We start from the raw sequence: 19,629 nt of genomic DNA, 5'->3' as shown, positions 1-19,629 counted from the left end.
GCCCCGGTCCTCGCCCGCGGCGTCGTCTCGGCCATGTCCCGGCTCACCTCAGCCTCACGTCCGCGCCGCGCAGCACCGGCCCGGCGAGCACGCTCGACCAGTCGGGCAGCGCGTCCGGAGTCCGCTTGTCCCCGGCCGCGAGCACCTCGTTGACCAGGGTGTTCTCCTGGGGCGAGTTGGCCACGCCGAGCCCGCCGCCGACTGTGGCGAGCGGCGCGGAGACCGGGGACGACGCCGGGGAGGCCGGGCCGCCCCCGTACGGGACCGGGTAGCAGGCGGGACCGCCGGTCGCGGTGTAGCTGGGCGTGTCGTGGCCCGGCCGGTAGGCGCCCCGGTCCCGGACCACCGTCACGTCGACGTGCAGCCCCGGCTCGTCGGTGGCCTTGCCGAGCGCCCGGTCCATCGCGGGGACGAAGTCGGCCAGGGTCTTCAGGGTGCAGGGGAAGGCGGGGGCGTACCGGCCGAAGATCTGGAGGGAGGGGCGGCTCGCGGCCGTGACGCGGACGAGGTTGTCCCGGTTCTGCCGGATCCAGGTGGTGAGGTCCCTCGACGAGGTGGTCACCGACGCGTACACCGCCGCCAGGTGCTGCTGCTCGGCGGCGAGCGTGGCGCTGGTGGTGGTCGCGTCGTAGAGCGCGTCGACGATGTCGGGCGCCGCCTGCGCGTACCCCTCGCTCACCCGGACGAACTCCTTGACGTCCCGGTTGAGGACGGGCAACTGGGGGTTGAACTTGCCGAGATACGCGTCGAGTTGGGCCATCGAGGCGCCGATCCTGTCGCCGCGTCCGCGCAGCGCGTCCGAGACGGCCGTCAGGGTCGCGGACAGCTTCTGCGGCTGTACGGCGGTGAGCAGCGGCAGCAGGTGGTTGAGCGCCGTCTCCAGTTCGACGGCCTTGCGGCTGCGGTCCTTCGGGATGACGCTGCCGGGCACCAGCGGCCGCGCGGAGGGCCGCGCGGGCGGTACGAGCGCCACGTACCGCTGGCCGAAGAGCGTGGTGGGCAGCAGCTGGGCCGATACGTCCGAGGGGACCCGGCGCAGTTGCCCCGGCTTCATGGCGAGGGTGAGCCGGGCGGTCTCGCCGTCGGTGTCGATCTTCTCGACCCGTCCGATCACCACACCCCGCAGCTTCACATCGGCCTGCGGGCGCATCTCGTTGCCGACCGAACCGGCCTCCACGACCACCTTGGCGGTGTCCTCGAAGTCGTGGTGGTAGAAGGCGAGCGAGAGCCAGACCAGCGGGACCGGCAGCAGCAGATAGGCGAGCCCGGCCAGTCTGCGGCGGCGGGCGAGCACGGTGTCCGCCCGGCGCCGCTTCGCCCGGACGGCTGTCGGCCGCTCCCGCACGGGCGCGCTCATCCCGCCACCTTCACCGTGGTCGTGGCGCCCCACAGCGCCAGGCTGAGGAAGAAGTCGGTGACGCTGATCAGCACGATGGCGGTCCGCACCGACCGGCCCACGGCCACGCCGACGCCCGCCGGACCGCCTGTGGCGCGGTAGCCGTAGTAGCAGTGCGCCATGATCACCAGGACGCTGAAGACCAGCACCTTGAGGAAGGAGAGCAGCACGTCGGTGGGGGCGAGGAACAGGTGGAAGTAGTGGTCGTAGGTGCCGGTGGACTGGTTGTTGAAGAGGACGGTGACCATCCGGGACGCCAGGAACGACCCGAGCAGCCCGATCCCGTACAGCGGGACGATGGCTACCGCTCCCGCCACGATCCGCGTCGAGACCAGATACGGCATGGACCGCACGCCCATGCTCTCCAGGGCGTCGATCTCCTCGTTGATGCGCATCGCGCCGAGCTGGGCGGTGAACCCGGCGCCCACCGTGGTGGACAGGGAGAGCGCGGCGACCAGCGGGGCGATCTCGCGGGTGTTGAAGTACGCGGAGACGAACCCGGTGAAGGCGTCGGTGCCGATCTGGCTGAGCGCCGCGTACCCCTGGAGGCCCACGACCGTGCCGGTGAAGACGGTGATGCCGATCATCACGCCGACCGTGCCGCCGATGACGCTCAGCCCGCCGGTGCCGAAGGAGACCTCGGCGAGGACGCGCTGGACCTCCTTGGGGTAGCGGCGGACCGCGCGCGGGATCCAGAGCAGGGCGCGGAGGTAGAAGAGCAGCTCGTCGCCGGGCCGGTCCAGCCAGGCGAACAGACGGCTCGGCTCGCGTGCTCCGGCTTCGGTGTCGCCGCGGGCGCGGCCTCGGGCCCGGTCCAGGAGTGCCATGTCACAGGCCCTTCGCCGGGACCAGCTGGAGGTAGAGCGCCGTCAGCACCATGTTGACGAAGAACAGGATCAGGAAGGTGAAGACGACGGACTGGTTCACGGCGTCCCCCACGCCCTTCGGCCCGCCCTTGGGGTGCAGGCCCCGGTAGGCGGCGACCACTCCGGCGATGAACCCGAAGAGCACCGCCTTGAGTTCGCCGATCAGCAGGTCGGAGAGCTGGGCGAGGGCGGAGAAACTGGCGAGGTAGGCGCCGGGGGTGCCGTGCTGCACGACCACGGCGAAGAAGTAGCCGCCGAGCGTCCCGACCACCGAGACCAGACCGTTGAGCAGCAGCCCGACCGACATGACCGCGAGGACCCTGGGCACCACGAGCCGCTGCACCGGCGAGACGCCCATGACCTCCATGGCCTCCAGCTCCTCGCGGATCGTCCGCGCGCCGAGGTCCGCGCAGATCGCCGAGCCCGCGACCCCGGAGATCAGCAGCGACACGATCAGCGGGCTGGCCTGCTGGACGAGGACCAGGACGCTCGCGCCCCCGGTGAAGGACTGGGCGCCGAACTGCTGGATGAGGGAGCCCACTTGGAGCGCGATGACCGCGCCGAAGGGGATCGTCACCAGCATCGCGGGCAGGATGGTGACACTCGCGATGAACCAGAACTGCTCGATGAACTCCCGCAGCTGGAACGGCCGCCGGAACGTCAGCCGTACGACGGTCCAGCCGAGCGCGAAGAGCCTGCCGGTCTCGCGCAGGGGGTTCAGGACGCGCAGCGGCGGCCGTGGCACCGGCGCGACGGGCCCGGTGGGGGCGCTCACAGCGGCCCCCCGCCCTCATAGGTGTGCGGGGGTCCGGTCCGTACGAGCGTGTCGCCCGGCGGCACCTGGCTCAGATCGGCCTCGACGGCCGCGCGGGCGGCGGGCGGGAGCTCGTCGAGCAGCGTGCGCACCCGGGCGCGGCGGCGCTGGACCGCCCGGCGGACCGGCAGGCCGGGGGTGGGTTCGAGCTGCGGGGCGAGTCCGCGCCCTGCCCCACCCCCCGTACAGTGCCCCGGGGCCGTCCGGAGCCCGTCGGACGGGAGGGGTTCAGGTGGGGCAGGTGCGCGCCGCGCGGTGGGGGCGGTTCGCCGTTCACGTGCTGCGGGGGCAGGCTCAGGTCGACTTCGTGCCGAGCGCCGTGACCGGCGCGGTCTTCTCGGTGGGCCTCTTCGTCGCGGGCTGGCACTACGGCCTGTACGGGCTGCTGGGCACCGCCGTCGGCACCGCCACCGCCCGGCTCCTCGGCGTGGAGCGGGGGCGGGTCGCCGCCGGGCTGGAAGGCTTCAACGCCTGTCTGGTAGCCGTCGGCGTCGCGGTCGGCCTGGGGCCGGGACATCTGTCCACCGCGCTGCTCGCGGCCGGTGGCTGCGCGGTGGTCACCGTGGTCGCCGCGGCCACCGCCACCGTGCTGCGCACCTGGGGCCTGCCGTCCCTGACGCTCCCCTTCTGTCTGACGGCGAGCGCCATGACGATCGCGGCGCCGGGCTTTCGCAAGGTGTGGCACCACGGCGACGGCCCGGCCGCGCTCGCCCGCGCCGCCGAGGGGCCGGTCGCCCTGGGGCCGCACGAGGTGGTGCACGGCTTCTTCGCCAACGTCGCCCAGATCTTCCTGGTGCCCCAGTGGTACGTGGGGCTGATCTTCCTCGCCGGGATCTTCGCGGCCGACCGGCTCGCGGGCGCGATGGCCTGCGCGGGCAGCGCCGTCGCGATCCTCACGGCCTGGGCACTCGGCGCCCCGGCCGCGCGGATCGCGGACGGCACGATGGGGTACAACGCCGTCCTCGTGGCGATGGCCCTGTGCGGGGCGCTGCTGGCCGCCGACCGCTGGAGCCTCGGCTTCGCGGTGGCGGGGGCGGCGGCCGCGACCGTCCTGGGCCCGGCGCTGAGCGCACTGTTCGCCCCGGCCGGGGGCCGGGCGTTCACCTGGCCGTTCGTCCTGACCACCCTGGTCTTCCTGGCGTCGGTCCCGGCGCTGCCGAGGCTGCGGCGTACCGAGGTGCGGGCGTCCGTCGAGCCGGACGCGACCGGCGCGGCGGTGCCCGGCTGAGCCTCGCGCCGACTCACCCGCACGGCCTACCGCGCATGCGCCCCACCTGCGGTGGTGTGAGGGTGCGAGTGTGACCACAGCCAGCGACACCGCACCCCCGGCACCCGCCGCGCCGCCCGTGCTGGACGTCCGCCGGCGGAACGTCGTCTTCGGCACGATCATGCTCGGGATGCTGCTGGCCGCCCTCGACCAGACGATCGTGGGCACCGCGCTGCCGACGATCGTCTCGGACCTCGGCGGCGCCGCTCATATGTCCTGGGTGGTCACCTCGTATCTGCTCGCGGAGACCGTCGCGACCGCGCTGGTCGGCAAGTTCGGCGACCTCTTCGGCCGCAAGGTGGTCTTCCAGGTCTCGGCGGTCGTCTTCATCACCGGCTCGTTCCTGTGCGGGCTCGCGACCAACATGTCGCTGCTCATCGCGTGGCGGGCGCTCCAGGGCATCGGTGCGGGCGGTCTGATGGTCACCGCGATGGCGCTGATCGCGGATGTGATCCCGCTGCGCGAGCGTGGCAAGTACCAGGGCGCGATCGGCGCCGTGTTCGGCGTCGCCACCGTCATCGGTCCGCTGCTCGGCGGGCTGTTCACGGACCATCTGAGCTGGCGCTGGGCGTTCTACGTGAACGTGCCCATCGCGGTCCTGGTGGTCATCGCCGCCGCCCGCACCATCCCCTCGATCCGCTCGGTCGCCAAGCCGGTGATCGACTACCTCGGCATCGGGCTCGTCGCGGCCGGGGCGAGCGCCCTGATCCTGGCGACGAGCTGGGGCGGCAACGAGTACGCCTGGTCCTCGCCGACCATCCTCGTCCTCTTCGCGGGCGGGGTGGCGGCGCTGGCCGCGTTCTGCTGGGCGGAGACCCGGGCCGCCGAGCCGATGCTGCCGATGCGGCTGTTCCGCAACCCCGTCTTCACGGTCTGCTCGGTCCTGAGCTTCATCGTGGGCTTCGCGATGCTCGGGGCAATGACGTTCCTGCCGACCTACCTCCAGTACGTGGACGGCGACTCGGCGACCGTCTCGGGCGTGCGCACCCTGCCGATGGTGATCGGTCTGCTGATCGCCTCGGTGTTCAGCGGCAACGTGGTCAGCAAGACCGGCCAGTACCGGATCTTCCCCATCGCGGGCGCCCTGGTGATGGGCGTCGGGCTCTATCTGCTCTCGCTGATGGGGCCGGACAGCGGCGCCTGGCTGGAGTCGCTGTACATGTTCGTGCTCGGCCTCGGCATCGGTCTGTGCATGCAGGTCCTGACGATCGCCGTGCAGAACACCGTCGACTACGCCGACCTCGGCACCGCGACCTCCGGCGTCACCTTCTTCCGTACGCTGGGCAGCTCCTTCGGCACCGCGGTCTTCGGCACCATCTACGCCAACACCCTCAAGCCGAACCTGACGGACGGGATCGCGGCCGCCGCGAAGGCGGGCGGCGCGGACCCGGCGGCGCTCGCCACGGCCGCGCAGTCCCCCGAGGGCCTCAAGTCGCTGCCCCCGGACACGGCCGCGCCGATCGTCCAGGCGTACGCGGACTCGCTCCACACGGTGTTCCTGTGGACCGTGCCGGTGGCGGCCGCCGGGTTCCTGGTGGCGCTCTTCCTCAAGCAGGTCGAGCTGCGCGACACCGCCCGCTCCTCCTCCACCGACATGGGCGAGGGGTTCGCGCAGCCGTCGACCGGCGACTCGCAGAAGGTCCTGGAGCTGTCGGTCGCCAAGATCGTCCGCAGTACGGGCATGGACACCGCGCGCCACATCGTGACCCGCTCCGACTCCCGGCTCGACATCGCGGGCGCCTGGGCGGTGATGCAGGTGGAGTTGTTCACCAGGATGGTCGGGCACGCGAGCCTCGGCCTGATCGCCTCCCGCCGCCATGTGCCGCCGGAGGTCCTGGTGCCGGTCTTCCAGCGGATGGTCGACGAGGGGTTCCTGACCCGCGAGGCCACCTACTTCTCGCTCACCGAGGGCGGGAGCCGGGAGGTCGACGCGATCAGCGCGTCCTGGTCGGACTGGCTCAACGAGCAGCTGGAGCGGGACCGGGGGCGGCCGCGCAGCGCGGAGCTGCGGGCCGCCGCCGACGCCATCGCCAAGCGGCTGCTCGCCGAGGACCTGGCCAACGGCCTGCCCCCGGCCGACCGCCGGACGGTGGGTGCGGCCAGTTCCTGACCCGGCCGCACCCTGCCCCCCCAGGAGAAGGAGCTCCCGTGTCTCAGCCCGAGTGTCCCCCGTGGCCGTCGTGGCCGCCGTGCCCGGCCGCGTGGTCGAACTTGAGCGCCTCCGCGGGCGCCACCACGAACGGCCGCATCATGCCCATGTCCTCGTGCTCCAGCAGATGGCAGTGGTACATGAACCGCCCGTACGCCCCGTCGAAGCGGCCGAGCACCCGCACCAGCTGTCCCGCCGGGACCCGGAAGACGTCCTTGAAGCCGCGCTCGTTGGGCGCGAGCGGGACCGGCCGGGACGCGTCGTAGGCCACCGGCGTCCGGGTGCCGCCCAGCTTCTGGTCGAAGCCGTTCACGGTGTACGCGTCGCGGCCCATCAGCTGGAAGTCGGCGAGGTGGATGTGCATCGGGTGGACGGGGCCGCCCAGGTTGAGGAAGCTCCACTGCTCGAAGACGCCCTCGGCAACGGTGAACCCGAGGCCGTCGTTGAAGGTGCGGGCGATCCGCCGGTACGTCTTCACCTTGCCGTCGGCTCCCCGGAGCTGGATCACACCGTCCGCCGGCTCGGTGGGGGCGTCGGTGACCTCGGCCATCTCCCAGATCTCCGGGTGGCCGCCGCCCCCGACGGTGCCGGGCGGGGTGAGCACGACGAGGCGGTGGCCGTGGTGCAGCTGCGCGTGCTCGTACCGCCGGAACGAGCCGGAGAGCACCTGCGGCAGCACGAAGTCGTCGCGCTCGGCGCACTCGCGCACCCGGAACTCCATCACCTGGGGATAGCGGACGTTGCCCGCCGGGTCGGGCACCCCGGCGGGCTTGCCCGCTCCCTTGTTGACCAGGCGCAGCCGGCGGCCCGCCAGCTCCCGGAAGTCGATCAGCAGGTCCATGCGCTCGGCGGGCGCCACGGTCAGCGTGGGCAGCGCCGCGTCGAAGCCGACCGTGACCGGGGCGGGCAGCAGTCCGCCGTCGCTGCCGATCTGGTGGAGCACTCCGGGCACCGGGTTGTCGTCCTCGTCGAGGAGCACCAGGTCGTAGATGCGCGCGTTGGAGGCGTTGACGAGCCGGAAGCGGTACCAGGCGGCGTCGGTGTCGAGGTAGGGCCAGATGACGCCGTTGACCGTGGTGAACGGGCCGGTGAAGGGGGCCGTGACCGGGCGGCCCGTCTCGGCGTTCTTCGGGTCGACGACGATCGTCTTGTGCAGCAGCCGCCCGTCGAGGCGCCCGTCCTCGTCGGTGTCCAGGTTGCGGTCGATGAGGATCAGCGGCATCTCCCGCTTCCCGTGCGGCAGCCGCAGGGCGTCCTCCTCCTCGTCGCGCACCAGATACGTGCCGACGAGCCCGGCGTACACATTGAACCGGGTGATGTTCATGGCGTGGTCGTGGTACCACCACTGCACGGCCTGGTGGTCGTTCGGGTACTCGGAGAGCTGGGCGTCGCCCTCCCCCAGTGCGTTGTCGGCCCAGCCGTCGTTGCCGCCGCCGGTCTGGGCGCCGTGCAGATGCGTGACGGTCCAGGCGGGCAGCGCGGCCACATCGGCACTGGCCTCGGCGTTCCCGCGGCCGGGCTCGGTGGTGGCGGGCGCGGTGCCCTGCGGGCGCAGCGGCACCTCGACGGCGGTGACGGGGTACTCGCTGCCGCGCGGCACCCGGTTGGTCCAGGCGATCCGGACACGCTGGCCGCGCCGCACCTCGATGGTGGGGCCGGGCACCGTGCCGTTGTAGCCCCACATCAGGGTGGGCGGCAGTTGGCTGTGCAGCCGCACCCAGGTGGGGCGGACGGCGATCTCGGTCTCCCGGCGCACATCGGCCTTGGCGGGCCGCAGTACTTCGGGAATCGGTAAGCGGTCGGTGTACGGGACGAGTTCGTCCCCGGCGATGTCGGACATTTTCTCCCCCTGATCCCGGCCATCACGGCCGTTCACGGGAAAGACGCCGAAAGCCCCGATCCGGTTCAGTCCGTGAAGACGGCGTCCAGATACACCCAGGCACCGTCGTACCGGACGAATCGGCTCCGCTCGTGCAGCGAGCCCTCGTCGCCGCCCTCGGTGTAGTGGGCGCGGAAGGTGACCTCGCCGGTGGTGTGGAAGGCGCTGCCGCCCTCGGTGTCCAGGATCTCCAGCCGGGTCCAGCGCGTCCCCGGGTCGAACTCGACGCCGGCGGGCCGGTGGTCGGGGTGCCAGGTACGCAGCAGATAGGGCTCGTCCCCGACCGCGAAGGCGCTGAAGCGGGAGCGCATCAGGGCCTCGGCGGTGGGCGCCGCCTGCCCGGCGTGGTAGCGGCCGCAGCACTCGGCGTACCGCGCGGGCAGCCCGCAGGGGCAGTCCTCGGGGGGCTGGGGTCGGGGGGTGCGTCGAGCCATGCCCCTATCTGACCACATCCGCGTCGGGCCGCCTCCGCACGGCCGCGCGCAGCCGTGCGGAGGTGGCCGGCAGCTGCCGGCGGCGGACCCGCAACTGCCGTGCGCCCACGGAACACTGGGCTCGATTGTCTCTTCCGGCCTGACGGCCGCATCCGTAAGCTCCTGCGCCGACGTGACCGTTACCACCGGTAATAGGGGGCACCATGGAGCGTTCGGGCAGTACGAGGCGCACGTTTGTCGCGGGGACGGCGGTGGCGGGCGCGGCGACCGCCCTGGGGCTCGACGCGGCGGTCCCCGCCGTCGCGGCGGCGGCAGGTCCGCGGACCGCCCCGGCGGGCGGGCAGTCGGTGGTGGTGCTCGGCGGCGGCGTCGCCGGTCTGACCGCCGCCCACGAGCTGGCCGAACGCGGCTTCCGCGTCACGCTCTACGAGCGCCGGGCGCTCGGCGGCAAGGCCCGCAGCATGGACGTGCCGGACAGCGCCCGGGGCGGCCGCGGCCCGCTCCCGGCCGAGCACGGCTTCCGCTTCATCCCCGGGATCTACCACAACCTCCCCGACACGATGCGGCGGATCCCCTTCCCCGGCAACGCGCACGGCGTCTGGGACAACCTGGTCGCGCCCAAGGAGATGATGTTCGCCCGGACCGGCTACGAGGACCTGCGCCTTCCGCTGCCCTGGTCCGGCACCCCGCAGCAGCTCACCCTGGACGCGCTGCGGCGCGCCCTGACCGGTGTGCTCGGCACCTTCCAGCGGCTGCCCGCACGTGAGGTCGCGTACTTCGCGGACCGGCTCGTCACCTTCCTGACCAGCTGCGACGAGCGCCGCAACGACCAGTGGGAGGCGACGCCCTGGTGGACCTTCACCAAGGCGGGGAAGATGAGTTACGAGTACCAGCGCATCCTCGCCGTCGGCGTCACCCGCAACATCGTGGCCACCAAGGCGGAGGAGGCCAGCACCCGCACGGTGGGCTCGCTGCTTGAGGCGTTCGTCTTCAACGCGCTCGGCCGCGGCGCCGACGGCCCCCTCGACCGCATCCTCAACGCCCCCACCAACGAGGCGTGGATCGACCCCTGGGTCGCCCATCTGCGCACCCTGGGCGTGGAGTTCCAGGTGGGCTGGACCCTGCGGGAGTTCGCGTACGACGGGGCGAAGGTGACGGGGGCGGTGGTCGAGGACCCGGGCGGGGCGCGTCGCACGGTGAGCGCCGACCACTATGTCTGCGCGCTCCCGGTCGAGCACGCCCGGCCCACCTGGAGCGCCGCGATGCGCGCGGCCGATCCGCAGCTGGCCCGCTGCGACAAGCTGCGCACGGACTGGATGACAGGCATCCAGTTCTATCTGACCGAGCGGCCCGACGGGGTGCACGGCCACTTCGACTGCATCGACTCCCCCTGGTCGCTGACCGCGATCGCCCAGGCCGAGCACTGGCCGCACCACGACTTCCGCACCGACTACGGCGACGGCACGGTGGTGGACTGCCTCTCGGTGGACATCTCCGAGTGGGACAAACCCGGGATGCTGTACGGCAAGACGGCCAAGCAGTGCACCCGCGAGGAGGTCGCGCGCGAGGTGTGGGCGCAGCTGAAGGCCTCGGTCAACGACACCGGCAGGACCGTGCTGAGCGACGGCAAGCTGCACTCGTGGTTCCTGGACCCGGGCGTCTCCGGTATCGGCACGCCCGAGCCGAGGAACGAGGACGAGCTGCTCATCCACCCGGTCGGCACCTTCCACCACCGCCCCTCGGCGGGGACGAAGATCCCCAACTTCTATCTGGCGGGCGACTACGTGGCCGTCCCCATCGACCTGGCGACGATGGAGGGCGCCAACACCTCGGGCCGCCTCGCCGTCAACGCGCTGCTCGACCGGGCCGGTTCGGCCGCCCCGCGCTGCTCGGTGACCTCGCTCTACAGCGCCCCGGAGCTCGATCTGCTCAAACGCGACGACCGCTTCCGCTACCGCCTGGGGCTGCCCAACATCTTCGACGTGGGCTGACACGACTCGGCCGCCGCCCCTGCCCCGAGAGGGCTGCGGGCGGCGGCCGTTGAGTGGATCACGTCAGCAGGAAGTCGGCCTGGCCCGACTTGGCGCCGAGGATGAACGCGGCGATCTCGTTGCTGGTGTAGATCAGAGCGGGGCCCTCCGGGTCGGCCGACTGGCGCACCGCGACCCGGCCGTCGGCCAGCTTCATGGCCTCGACGCAGTTGCCGCCGTTGCCGCCGCTCCACGGCTTGTGCCAGCCCTCAGTCCCGAGTTCACGGGCCGGCATGCCGTTGTATATGTGATCCATTCACAGCTCCTCGCGGAGATCCGCGAGGATCTCCTTCGTGCGTTGTGCAGTCGCGGCCTGGGCCGCCATGCGATCCATGACTTCGAGGTGGGTCGCCACCTCGGGGCGCGCGTCCAGATAGACCGCGCCCGTCAGGTACTCGCTGTAGACCATGTCCGGGAGTTCCGGCACGGCGAATCTGAAGAGGACGAACGGGCCGTAGGTCCCCGGGTGATGCCCGGTCGCGAACTCCGCGAGCTGGAGCGTCACATGGGGCAGCTCGGCCGCCTCCAGGAGCCGGTCGAGCTGGCCGCGCATCACCTCGGGACCGCCCACCGGGCGCCGCAGGACCGTCTCGTCCATGATCACCCAGAACCTCGGGGCGTCCTCCCGGGTGAGCAGCGACTGGCGCTCCATGCGCAGCGCCACATGCCGGTCGATGTCGGCGACCTTGGTCTGCCCCAGCGCGCCGCTGACCATCACGGAGCGCGCGTACTCCTCGGTCTGCAGCAGCCCGGGAACGAAGTGCGGCTCGTACGTCCGGATGAGTGAGGCGGCGCCCTCCAGGCTCACGTACATGCTGAACCAGTCGGGCAGGATGTCGTGGAAGCGCTGCCACCACCCCGGCTTGTTCGCCTCCTCCGCGAGCTCGATGAAACGGTCCGTCTCCTCGTCCCCGATGCCGTACGCCTTGAGCAGCAACTGTACGTACGGGATCTTCAGCGAGACCTCGGCCGTCTCCATACGACGGATCGTGGCGGGGGCGACCCGGAGCACCTTCGCCGCCTCTTCGCGCCGGAGGCCGGCCCGCTCACGCAGATCCTGCAGGCGTCTGCCCAGCACGACCTGCCCCACGGTCGGGGCGGACCGGGGTTCACTCACGTCAGACCTCCCCTAACCCTGTTGCCGAGCAGTGTGCCATGCCACCTCAGCCCAGAACACAGCACTCTGCAATTTTCAGAGTGCCCCTTGCCAAGTGTCACGGATGGGTGGAAGGTAGGTCGGTGAACGCCAGCACATGCGGCTGTCGCGCGCGACGCCGCTTCCCCACTGTGAGGAACCGGTCGTGGCCCCTGGTAATGCGCTCGTCCCGCAGCTCATAGGCGCGGCCCCCACGGTGTCCGTCGCCGATGTCCGCCGGTACGCGTTCGATCTCGCGGCCAGGCCCGAGTCCGCCTCGGCGGCCCGCCGCCACACGGCCGAGGTCACCGTCCGCTGGGGGCTCTGCGAGGAGCTGGGTGACGCGGCCGCCCTGGTGATATCCGAGCTCGTCACCAACGCCGTCGTCCACACCGCGGGCACCCGGGTGTCCTGCGAACTCTCCTTCGCCACCGGGCACTTGACCGTCGCCGTCAGGGACCAGGGGTACGGCGCGTGCGGACCCACGCTGTGCGACGCGGCGGACAGCGAGGAGGGCGGCCGGGGGCTGCTCCTCGTCGACGCGCTGAGCGTGGCCTGGGGCGCCCACGACGTGCCGCAGGGCACCGGCCGGATCGTCTGGGCCCGGCTCGGGGCGGACCGTACATGCCGATGAGCCCACACACACTTCTGTCCAGAGGCGGCCGGGAAGAGGCTGGGGGGCCTCGGGGGCCCGGCCCGCAAGGGGGCGCCGGAGCGATCGGCGGCAGCAGACTGGTGCTGCCGCCGACGCTCCCGGCGTCTCTGGGCTGCGACGCGGTCGCGGTACCCGCCTCCTACGGCTTCCGGGTCCTGGCGCGGCTGCCCCGCTCGGGGTGCGTCTTCGCCGACCCGGACCGCTGGTGGTGGATCGTCCCGGCGGGCTCGGACCACGAGCTCGCCTGGCCGTACCCGGCCCGCTACGCCCCGGACGCACGCGTCCCGGAGAACCCGGGCCGAAGGATGATCCACCGTCCCGAGGGCAGCAGCCCTTATACGCCCCCCATCCCGCTGTACCTGGTGGTATGCCAGCTGACTGGAACGGCACCGGCATGGACCTAGCCCGCACGCCCGCCCTTCGCGCCGACCCGGGATGGGACTTCACTCCCCGCCCCCGCCGCAGCCGTCCGACCAGCGCCTGCACGGCCGCGGCCTCGTCGGCGGGCGGGGTGTCGTCGTCGCCCCAGAGCCGGGCGGCCAGCGCCGGTACCGGCACCGCGCGCCCGGCGCCCGCCGCCAGCGCGGCGAGCAGCGCCCTCAGCCGGGCGCCGCCGAGCGGGACCTCACTGCCGTCCGGGCACAGGGCCCGCGTCGGTCCGAGTACGTGGTAGCGGAGTGTCACCCGCCCATTGTGTACGGCGGCCGCGGCGGGTGGCTCCGGCTCAGCTTCCGGCGGGGGCCGGGTCGGTGCGGACGAGGCTCAGATGGCCCCGGCTCCGGGTGATCACGGCGTCTCCCGGCGCGCCCTTCGGTTCGTGGGCGCGGGGTGCGCTCCGGGGTTCGTGGGCGCGGGGTGCGGCGGGCGCGCGGCGCAGGACCAGGGTGACCCGGCGCAGTCCGAGCTCGCCCAGCGTGCCGGAGGACTCGTCCAGGACCCGGCACTCCACGGCGTCCCAGCCGGGGTCGGGGTGGCGCACGGCACGGACGGCCCCGTCGTGGTCCACGGCGGCCGGGCCGACCATGCGCATCCAGTGCGGCAGGCCCTGCTGGTAGGCGGCGCTCATCAGCGGGTCGTCGGCGATCTCCCGGCGCACGGCCCGCAGTTCGGGGTCGTGCGGGTCCCGCTCCAGGGCGGCGGAGAGCTGCGCGAGCATGGGCAGGCACCAGCTCGTCTCGTGCTGGGCCAGCACGGAGCCCGCGTGGGGATGGAAGAGGACGAAGCGCAGGAAGTTGTCGCGCGGCATCGCGGTGGGGTGGGGGCCCACGGCCTTGAAGAGCGTGTCGTACGCGGTGTTGGCGTGCACGACGTTCCAGCTGCGGTCGACGAGGAACGACGGTAAGTCCGTGGCGTCCATCATCGCCATGTGGTCGTCGACGTAGGCGCGCGCCTCGGCGTCCCACTGGCCGGTGGCGGTGGCGGCGGTGCCCCGTACGTTCTCCGGTACGGGGCCGGTTGACCTGTTCACCAACGGTTCTTTCACCATCGAGAACGCGACTCCTCTTGCAGGCACGCGGTGCGCCTGCCGTCCTCCACGTCCTCATCGCACAGAGGTCGATCTTCGCACCGTGTGGCGATCCTGCTCCCGTCGGCAAGAGAATGTCAACCATCGTGGCATTCCGGCCCGAGAACGCCTCAAATACGCCACAGCTGTGGCAAGTTCTGGTTCTCGCTGGCGTGAGCAAGTAGCCTCCGGACATCTTCACTCTGTGTTCGAGCTGTGCGGAGCAACTCGTGTGATCTAGGAGAATTACTGGTGACGGACGGCTTCTCGGATCCGGGACCGGCGGCCGCGGGCCCCCTGGGGGACATCGCCGCCCGCGTCGACGACCTGGCCCGCAAGCTCGGAATGAGCCAGGCAGAGGTCTTTGACGTGCACCAGCTCTCCGATGCCTCGGGGGTTCCGGCCGACGTCGTCCAGGCGCTGCTCGACGGCCGTGCGGCCGGTGAGCCGGACGTCCAGGCCCGGTTCCTCCAGCGGTTCGCGGCACTGCGCCGCTCACGGCTGAAACCCAACGGACGCCCCTACACCCAGCAGGAGATCGCCGACGGCGCCGGGATGTCCCGGCAGCAGGCGGGTGCGCTCATCAACGGCGACCGGCGCCCGACCATGGAGCACTGCGACGCCATCCAGCGCTTCTTCAAGGTCCACGCGGGCTATCTCACCGCCGAGGACAGCGAGGCCCTGGCCGACGCCCTGCTCCGCACCGAGCAGGAGCTGCTGCACGCCTTCGCCGCCCGTGAGCACGACCGCGAGCGCGAGCTCGACGCGCTCGCCCCGGCCGGCGAGGACCCGCTGGAGCGCCTCCTCCAGGACCACGGGGTGCGCGGCATCGCCTGGCGGGCCGCCCAACTCCCCACGGACAAGCACCGGGACAAGGTCACCGAGTGGCTGGACATGCTTCTGGAGAGCGTCAAGCGCGTGGATCCCTGAGGGCCGCCGGGCCCGGCCCCGGCGGAACCGGGCGCCGCACCGCCGGATTCGGGCCCGCTGGATTTGGGCGGTGATCCGATCTTCCATAGGATCCGGCGATGATCACCAGAAAACGGCTGGCGGCCGGGGTGGGCGCGCTGCTCGCCACCCTCGCCACCGGTATCCTCCCGGCCGACGCGGTCGCGGCCGACGGACCGCCCGCGCAGAAGGCCGCCCCCAAGGTCGAGTTGGTGCTCGACGTCAGCGGCTCGATGCGGGCCCGCGACATCGACGGCCAGTCCCGGATCGCCGTCGCCAAGCAGGCCTTCAACGACGTACTGGACTCGGTACCGCCGGAGGTCCAGCTCGGTATACGCACGCTCGGCGCCAACTACCCGGGCAACGACCGCAAGGTCGGCTGCAAGGACACCCGCCAGCTGTACCCGGTCGGCCCGCTCGACCGGACCGAGGCGAAGACCGCCGTCGCCACCCTCGCCCCGACCGGCTGGACGCCGATCGGCCCCGCCCTCCAGGGCGCGGCGCAGGACCTCAAGGGCGGCGAGGCGACCCGCCGGATCGTGCTCATCACGGACGGCGAGGACACCTGTGCCCCGCTCGACCCGTGCGAGGTGGCGCGCGACATCGCCGCCCAGGGCATCCACCTGGTCATCGACACCCTCGGCCTCAACCCGGACGCCAAGACCCGTGACCAGCTGACCTGCATCGCGCAGGCCACCGGCGGCACGTACACCTCGGTGAAGCACAAGGACGAGCTCAAGGACCGCGTCAAGCAGTCGGTGGACCGTGCCGCCGACCCGGTGGTCGTCCCGGTCGCCACCAACGGCGCCGCGAGCTGCGAGAGCGCCCCCCAGCTCAAGCCCGGCCTCTACACCGATCGCGAGACGTTCGGCGAGCACCGCTGGTACAAGGTCGACGTCAAGCCCGGCCAGGAGCTGCGTGCCGCCGTCAGCGTCGGCGCCGACCGCGCCGTCAACAACGACTACGGCGTCCTGATGCGGGCCGTCACCCGGCACGGACGGGAGATCGTCCGCGGCTCGGAGGCGGGCGACGGCCGCACCGACCTGATCTCCACGGGTCTGCGCTATCCCAAGCCGGAGGCGAAGGACGACGACGACAAGGACACCGTCGAGACCGTCTGCCTCCAGGTCAGCAACTCCTTCTCGGCGCCCGCGTCGGTGAAGACCACGCCGGGCATGCCCGTCGAGCTGACCGTGGACGTCGTCGACGGTCCCGACCAGCCCTCCGACGTCGCCGCCTTCGGCCTCGGCCGCGGCTGGTGGCTGCTCGGCGTCCTGGTGCTCACCGGCTTCGTCGCCGGTCTGCTCTGGGGCTGGATCTCGCGCTGGCGCGTGGCTGTCTGGAGGACCAACTGATGCGTACCCCGAGAATGCTGGCCGCGGCGCTGCTCACCGGCGCCGCACTGCTGGCCCCCGCGGCCCCGGCGCTGGCCGACACGCCGTCGCCGAGCCCGAGCAAGTCGAGCGGCGCGCCGACGGAGGCGGGCACCACGTTCCGTACCGCGACGCCCGTCAAGCAGGGCCAGCAGGCCACCGCGACGGCTTCGAGCGGTGACTACCTGTACTGGGTCTTCCCCGCCGACGCCGGGCAGCGCCCCACCGTGGACGCCACGGTGACGCTGCCGTCGGCCGGCCGTCAGGCCACGACGACCTGGCGGATCGACGTGTACGACGGGCTGCGCCGCCGCCAGCCGTGCATGTACGGGGCGCAGTCCCGCTCCGCCGCGCCCGACGCCACCAGCGTGACGCTCTCCTGCACGCTGCGTCCGGTGCACGCCTGGGCCGACGCCTGGGCCGACGACATGCTGCCGGGCAGCTACTACGTACGGCTGACCGCCGTCGGTCTGCCCGCCTCCGAGCGGGGTCTGCCCGTCAAGGCGGAGATGAAGCCCCGGACGGTGAAGGCGGGCGGCGCCCACGCGGTGGGCGGCGGTCTGTCCACCCCGCTGGGGGCCGGCGGCCCGAAGACCGAGCCGGAGGACGGCTGGTCGTCCGGCTGGTGGACCGACCGATGGATCTGGACGGGCATCGGCGGTGTGCTCGCCGCGCTCGCCGGTGTCGGCGGATACGCGCTGACCCGCGGCCGGGGCCGCCCGTCGCACGTCCCGCAGGCCTGACGGTCCGTCACTCCGCCTGCGTCGTGGGCTCGGCCAGCACGCGCTGGGCCACGGCGAAGGCGGAGTTGGCGGCGGGCACCCCGCAGTAGACCGCGGTCTGCAGCAGCACCGCGCCTATCTCGTCCGGGGTCAGCCCACCGCGCCGCGCGGCCCGCACATGGAGAGCGAGCTCGTCCAGGTGCCCCCGGGCCACCAGCGCGGTCAGCGTGATCAGACCGCGCTCGCGCCGGGTGAGCGTCGGGTCGCCCCAGATCTCGCCCCAGGCGTACCGGGTGACGAGGTTCTGGAAGCGGGCGGTGAAGGCATCGGTGCGGGCCTCGGCCCGGTCGACGTACGCGTCCCCGAGGACCTCGCGGCGGATCGCGGCGCCACCGGGCGCGGGCGGCGCGAAGTGGCCCCGCAGCGCGGCCAGTACGGCCTCCGGGCGCTCCACCGGCGCGAGATGGGAGGCGCCCGCGATCTCGACGAGCGAGGTGCCGGGGATGGCGTCCGCGAGTTCCCGCGCGTGCGCGGGCGGTGTGACCGGGTCGGCCCGCCCGGCGACCACGAGCGTCGGCGCCGCGATCTTCTTCAGCTCCGTGCGCAGATCGAACGCGGCCAGCGCGTCGCAGGCCGCCGCGTAGCCGCGCGGGTCGGTGGCGCGCAGGTCCGCGAGCGGGCCCCGGGCCTCGAAACCGGGCGTGAACCACCGCCCGGCGGCGCCCGCCACGACCGGCTCCATCCCCTCCCGGCGTACGACGACGGCACGCTCGTGCCAGGGTTCGCGGCCGCCGAAGTCCGCCGAGGCGCAGACCACGGCGAGGCGGTCCACCCGGTCCGGGTGGTGCGCGGCGAGCCACATCCCGACCGCCCCGCCCAGCGAGACCCCCGCGTACGAGAAGCCGCGCACGCCCAGCGCGTCCGCGAGGCGCAGCACCAGGTGGGCGTAGTCCCCGACGCGGGCGCCGGGGCCGATCGGCCCGGTCGGCGAGCCGCCATGGCCGGGCAGGTCCCAGCGGACGACCCGGTGGGTGGCGGCGAGTCCGGGGGCCACGCCGTCCCACACGGCGGTGGAGGTGCCGAGGGCGGGGCCGAGGATCAGCACCGGGCCGCCCGCCGGGCCTTCGCACCGGTGGTGGAGCGGCTCGGCGTCCCCGGGGTCAGTGGAACTCAAGGAACACCGTCTCCTTCGCGCCCTGGAGGTGGATGTCGAAGCGGTGGCCGCGCGCCCCGGGGTCGGGCGCCGCCACCAGCGTGCGGCGCGCCTCCGGCTCCAGGGAGTCGAGCAGCGGGTCCGCCGCCTCGCTCAGATACACCCGGGTGCGGAGGTGGTCGAGCAGGCCCCGCGCGAAGACCGCGACGCAGAGGTAGGGCACCCCGCCCGGCGCCAGGGTGCGCAGGGTCCAGTGGCCCGCCGCGTCGGTGGGGACGCGGCCGAAGCCGGTGAAGTCGACCCCGTTGCGGCCCAGTGAGCCGGGCTTGCCGGTCCGGGAGCCGTCGGGCCCCGGCTGCCAGAACTCCAGGAGGGCGTCGGGCACCGGCTCGCCCTCGCCGTCGTAGACGTGGCCGTGCAGCGTGAGGGTGCCCGGGTGGCCCGGCGGGGCCATCGCGGCGCCGCCCGCGAAGGGCAGCGCGTGGCCGTAGAAGGGGCCGATGGTCTGGGACGGCGTGGGGTGCCTCACCGCTCCCCCTCCTCGAACGAGGTGGCCGAGGGACCGTCGAGCACGATGTCCCACCGGTAGCCCAACGACCAGTCGGGGACCGAGAGTTCCGGGTCGTACGCCGCCACCAGGCGTCGGCGCGCCCCCTCCTCGGGGACCGCGAGCAGGATCGGGTCGTAGTCCAGGAGCGGGTCGCCCGGGAAGTACATCTGGGTGATCAGCCGCTGGGTGAAGGCGGTCCCGAAGAGCGAGAAGTGGATGTGCGCGGGCCGCCAGGCGTTCTCGTGGTTCTGCCAGGGGTAGGCGCCCGGCCTGATGGTGGTGAAGGAGTAGCGCCCCTGCGCGTCGGTGAGGCAGCGGCCGAAGCCGGTGAAATGCGGGTCGAGGGGCGCGCGGTGCCGGTCGAGCTGATGGGCGTACCGCCCGGCCGCGTTGGCCTGCCAGATCTCGGTCAGCTGGCCCGCCACCGGCCGCCCCCGGCGGTCCAGGATCCGGCCGCTGACGGTGATGCGCTCCCCCAGCGGCTCGCCCCGGTGGTGCGCGGTCAGGTCGTGGTCGAGCGGGCCGACGTCGGTGGCGCCGAAGACCGGCCCGCGCAGCTCGACGGCCTCCGGGTCGCGCACCGGCACCGGCGGGCGCCGGGGATGGCGCAGCCTGCTGCCCACGTACGGAGGGACGTCACGCGGCGGGTGGCCCGCGCCCCGCGCGGCGGCCCGGGCGTCGACCGCCACGGTGTCGATGACCTGCTGATCGACACCTTCGGGTGGTGCCCCGTACTGCTGACGCGATGTCATCC

At 72.8% G+C, this 19,629-nt stretch carries 20 protein-coding genes; 8 read left to right on the top strand and 12 right to left on the bottom strand.

What is annotated here, in order from left to right:
* Positions 1-43: 43 nt before the first annotated feature.
* From A8W25_RS28195 to A8W25_RS35825, 4 genes are read right to left on the bottom strand one after another with little or no spacing between them, the layout of a single operon-like run.
* Positions 44-1,357 carry an MCE family protein gene (locus tag A8W25_RS28195; RefSeq protein WP_079126445.1) on the bottom strand — a complete coding sequence of 438 codons (1,314 nt, stop codon included), beginning with the start codon at positions 1,355-1,357 and terminating at the stop codon, positions 44-46.
* Entirely contained in the window at positions 1,354-2,223 is an 870-nt protein-coding gene (locus A8W25_RS28190) for an MlaE family ABC transporter permease (RefSeq protein ID WP_079126444.1), read from the bottom strand. Before A8W25_RS28190 ends, A8W25_RS28195 begins: the two co-directional genes overlap by 4 nt.
* Before the next feature lies 1 nt (position 2,224).
* Positions 2,225-3,037 (bottom strand): MlaE family ABC transporter permease, encoded by an 813-nt coding sequence (locus tag A8W25_RS28185; protein ID WP_067166551.1) that lies wholly within the window; start codon positions 3,035-3,037, stop codon positions 2,225-2,227.
* Complete coding sequence (locus A8W25_RS35825) at positions 3,034-3,168, bottom strand: hypothetical protein (RefSeq protein ID WP_420708527.1); 135 nt, start codon at positions 3,166-3,168, stop codon at positions 3,034-3,036. The genes A8W25_RS28185 and A8W25_RS35825 overlap by 4 nt, the downstream gene beginning before the upstream one ends.
* 140 nt (positions 3,169-3,308) lie before the next feature.
* On the opposite strand from A8W25_RS35825, the gene A8W25_RS28180 reads away from it, so the two are divergent.
* Both A8W25_RS28180 and A8W25_RS28175 read left to right on the top strand, forming a co-directional pair.
* Complete coding sequence (locus A8W25_RS28180) at positions 3,309-4,304, top strand: urea transporter (protein ID WP_067166549.1); 996 nt, start codon at positions 3,309-3,311, stop codon at positions 4,302-4,304.
* 70 nt (positions 4,305-4,374) lie between these two features.
* Positions 4,375-6,453 (top strand): MDR family MFS transporter, encoded by a 2,079-nt coding sequence (locus A8W25_RS28175; protein WP_067166541.1) that lies wholly within the window; start codon positions 4,375-4,377, stop codon positions 6,451-6,453.
* 43 nt (positions 6,454-6,496) lie between these two features.
* Here A8W25_RS28175 and phsA read toward each other — a convergent pair whose 3' ends face one another.
* Both phsA and A8W25_RS28165 read right to left on the bottom strand, forming a co-directional pair.
* Positions 6,497-8,332 carry an O-aminophenol oxidase PhsA gene (gene phsA / locus A8W25_RS28170; RefSeq protein ID WP_067166538.1) on the bottom strand — a complete coding sequence of 612 codons (1,836 nt, stop codon included), beginning with the start codon at positions 8,330-8,332 and terminating at the stop codon, positions 6,497-6,499.
* 65 nt (positions 8,333-8,397) lie between these two features.
* Complete coding sequence (locus A8W25_RS28165) at positions 8,398-8,805, bottom strand: YchJ family protein (RefSeq protein WP_067166537.1); 408 nt, start codon at positions 8,803-8,805, stop codon at positions 8,398-8,400.
* Between the two features lie 203 nt (positions 8,806-9,008).
* On the opposite strand from A8W25_RS28165, the gene A8W25_RS28160 reads away from it, so the two are divergent.
* Entirely contained in the window at positions 9,009-10,796 is a 1,788-nt protein-coding gene (locus A8W25_RS28160; protein WP_067166534.1) for a hydroxysqualene dehydroxylase, read from the top strand.
* Between the two features lie 58 nt (positions 10,797-10,854).
* Here the strand turns inward: A8W25_RS28160 and A8W25_RS28155 are convergent, their stop codons facing one another.
* Entirely contained in the window at positions 10,855-11,091 is a 237-nt protein-coding gene (locus A8W25_RS28155) for a DUF397 domain-containing protein (RefSeq protein ID WP_067166531.1), read from the bottom strand.
* Positions 11,092-11,952 carry a helix-turn-helix domain-containing protein gene (locus A8W25_RS28150; RefSeq protein WP_067166528.1) on the bottom strand — a complete coding sequence of 287 codons (861 nt, stop codon included), beginning with the start codon at positions 11,950-11,952 and terminating at the stop codon, positions 11,092-11,094.
* A 184-nt stretch (positions 11,953-12,136) separates the two neighbouring features.
* On the opposite strand from A8W25_RS28150, the gene A8W25_RS28145 reads away from it, so the two are divergent.
* Both A8W25_RS28145 and A8W25_RS28140 read left to right on the top strand, forming a co-directional pair.
* Positions 12,137-12,604, top strand: coding sequence for an ATP-binding protein (locus A8W25_RS28145; protein ID WP_067166526.1), 468 nt, complete (start codon positions 12,137-12,139; stop codon positions 12,602-12,604).
* Complete coding sequence (locus tag A8W25_RS28140) at positions 12,601-13,029, top strand: hypothetical protein (protein WP_079126502.1); 429 nt, start codon at positions 12,601-12,603, stop codon at positions 13,027-13,029. The genes A8W25_RS28145 and A8W25_RS28140 overlap by 4 nt, the downstream gene beginning before the upstream one ends.
* 320 nt (positions 13,030-13,349) lie before the next feature.
* Here the strand turns inward: A8W25_RS28140 and A8W25_RS28135 are convergent, their stop codons facing one another.
* Positions 13,350-14,093 carry a hypothetical protein gene (locus A8W25_RS28135; protein ID WP_067166522.1) on the bottom strand — a complete coding sequence of 248 codons (744 nt, stop codon included), beginning with the start codon at positions 14,091-14,093 and terminating at the stop codon, positions 13,350-13,352.
* A 288-nt stretch (positions 14,094-14,381) separates the two neighbouring features.
* Here A8W25_RS28135 and A8W25_RS28130 point away from each other — a divergent pair, with 288 nt between their 5' ends.
* From A8W25_RS28130 to A8W25_RS28120, 3 genes are all read left to right on the top strand, one after another.
* On the top strand, positions 14,382-15,059 hold the full coding sequence (locus tag A8W25_RS28130; protein ID WP_067166520.1) for a helix-turn-helix domain-containing protein: 678 nt from the start codon (positions 14,382-14,384) through the stop codon (positions 15,057-15,059).
* 98 nt (positions 15,060-15,157) lie between these two features.
* Positions 15,158-16,432, top strand: coding sequence for a VWA domain-containing protein (locus tag A8W25_RS28125; RefSeq protein WP_067166518.1), 1,275 nt, complete (start codon positions 15,158-15,160; stop codon positions 16,430-16,432).
* Positions 16,432-17,193, top strand: a complete 762-nt coding sequence (locus tag A8W25_RS28120; protein ID WP_067166515.1) for a hypothetical protein — start codon at positions 16,432-16,434, stop codon at positions 17,191-17,193. The genes A8W25_RS28125 and A8W25_RS28120 overlap by 1 nt, the downstream gene beginning before the upstream one ends.
* A 7-nt stretch (positions 17,194-17,200) precedes the next feature.
* Here the strand turns inward: A8W25_RS28120 and pcaD are convergent, their stop codons facing one another.
* The 3 genes from pcaD to pcaH are packed head-to-tail and all read right to left on the bottom strand — an operon-like array spanning position 17,201 to position 19,627.
* Positions 17,201-18,346, bottom strand: a complete 1,146-nt coding sequence (pcaD, locus tag A8W25_RS28115; protein ID WP_067166513.1) for a 3-oxoadipate enol-lactonase — start codon at positions 18,344-18,346, stop codon at positions 17,201-17,203.
* Positions 18,333-18,854, bottom strand: coding sequence for a protocatechuate 3,4-dioxygenase subunit alpha (gene pcaG / locus A8W25_RS28110; RefSeq protein ID WP_067166510.1), 522 nt, complete (start codon positions 18,852-18,854; stop codon positions 18,333-18,335). The genes pcaD and pcaG overlap by 14 nt, the downstream gene beginning before the upstream one ends.
* Positions 18,851-19,627 (bottom strand): protocatechuate 3,4-dioxygenase subunit beta, encoded by a 777-nt coding sequence (pcaH, locus tag A8W25_RS28105; protein ID WP_067166508.1) that lies wholly within the window; start codon positions 19,625-19,627, stop codon positions 18,851-18,853. The genes pcaG and pcaH overlap by 4 nt, the downstream gene beginning before the upstream one ends.
* Positions 19,628-19,629: the final 2 nt, after the last annotated feature.

This window comes from Streptomyces sp. ERV7, from assembly GCF_001653515.1.
Taxonomy (GTDB): Bacteria; Actinomycetota; Actinomycetes; order Streptomycetales; family Streptomycetaceae; genus Streptomyces.
Note: the sequence above shows the minus strand (reverse complement) of the source record. Positions and strands in the feature narration are given on the sequence as shown.

What these genes read in the sequence shown, in the direction of transcription:
- A8W25_RS28195 (WP_079126445.1), bottom strand. Translation starts at nt 1,357, where the DNA reads ATGAGCGCGCCCGTGCGGGAGCGGCCGACAGCCGTCCGGGCGAAGCGG.
- A8W25_RS28190 (WP_079126444.1), bottom strand. Translation starts at nt 2,223, where the DNA reads ATGGCACTCCTGGACCGGGCCCGAGGCCGCGCCCGCGGCGACACCGAA.
- phsA (WP_067166538.1), bottom strand. Translation starts at nt 8,332, where the DNA reads ATGTCCGACATCGCCGGGGACGAACTCGTCCCGTACACCGACCGCTTA.
- A8W25_RS28165 (WP_067166537.1), bottom strand. Translation starts at nt 8,805, where the DNA reads ATGGCTCGACGCACCCCCCGACCCCAGCCCCCCGAGGACTGCCCCTGC.
- A8W25_RS28160 (WP_067166534.1), top strand. Translation starts at nt 9,009, where the DNA reads ATGGAGCGTTCGGGCAGTACGAGGCGCACGTTTGTCGCGGGGACGGCG.
- A8W25_RS28155 (WP_067166531.1), bottom strand. Translation starts at nt 11,091, where the DNA reads ATGGATCACATATACAACGGCATGCCGGCCCGTGAACTCGGGACTGAG.
- A8W25_RS28140 (WP_079126502.1), top strand. Translation starts at nt 12,601, where the DNA reads ATGAGCCCACACACACTTCTGTCCAGAGGCGGCCGGGAAGAGGCTGGG.
- A8W25_RS28125 (WP_067166518.1), top strand. Translation starts at nt 15,158, where the DNA reads ATGATCACCAGAAAACGGCTGGCGGCCGGGGTGGGCGCGCTGCTCGCC.
- A8W25_RS28120 (WP_067166515.1), top strand. Translation starts at nt 16,432, where the DNA reads ATGCGTACCCCGAGAATGCTGGCCGCGGCGCTGCTCACCGGCGCCGCA.
- pcaH (WP_067166508.1), bottom strand. Translation starts at nt 19,627, where the DNA reads ATGACATCGCGTCAGCAGTACGGGGCACCACCCGAAGGTGTCGATCAG.